Below are 250 nucleotides of genomic sequence, written 5' to 3'. Positions count from 1 at the left end.
ATTGACTTGGCAGTTAGCGAAGCTGCTAAAGAATACATGACTGAAGAAGGCTACGATGAAGTCATGGGTGTTCGTCCACTCCGTCGTGTGGTTGAACAACAAATCCGTGACAAAGTCACAGACTTCCACTTGGATAACCTTGATGCTAAACACCTAGAAGCTGATATGGAAGACGGTGTCTTGGTTATCAAAGAAAAAGATGCTGAATAAGAAGCATAAAACCTCCTAATCCTATTTATGAAGCAGAGAT

General features: G+C 41.6%; 1 protein-coding gene. It reads left to right on the top strand.

Going from position 1 to position 250, the window contains the following annotated elements; genetic code table 11:
* On the top strand, nucleotides 1-210 hold a 210-nt coding region (locus tag HMPREF2637_RS08085), incomplete at its 5' end, for a hypothetical protein (RefSeq protein ID WP_141760031.1).
* Nucleotides 211-250 lie beyond the last annotated feature (40 nt).

The organism is Streptococcus sp. HMSC065H07 (assembly GCF_001837325.1).
Classification (GTDB): Bacteria; Bacillota; Bacilli; order Lactobacillales; family Streptococcaceae; genus Streptococcus; species Streptococcus salivarius_H.
The sequence above is the reverse complement of the archived record's forward strand: the minus strand, read 5'-3'. Positions and strand labels throughout refer to the sequence as shown.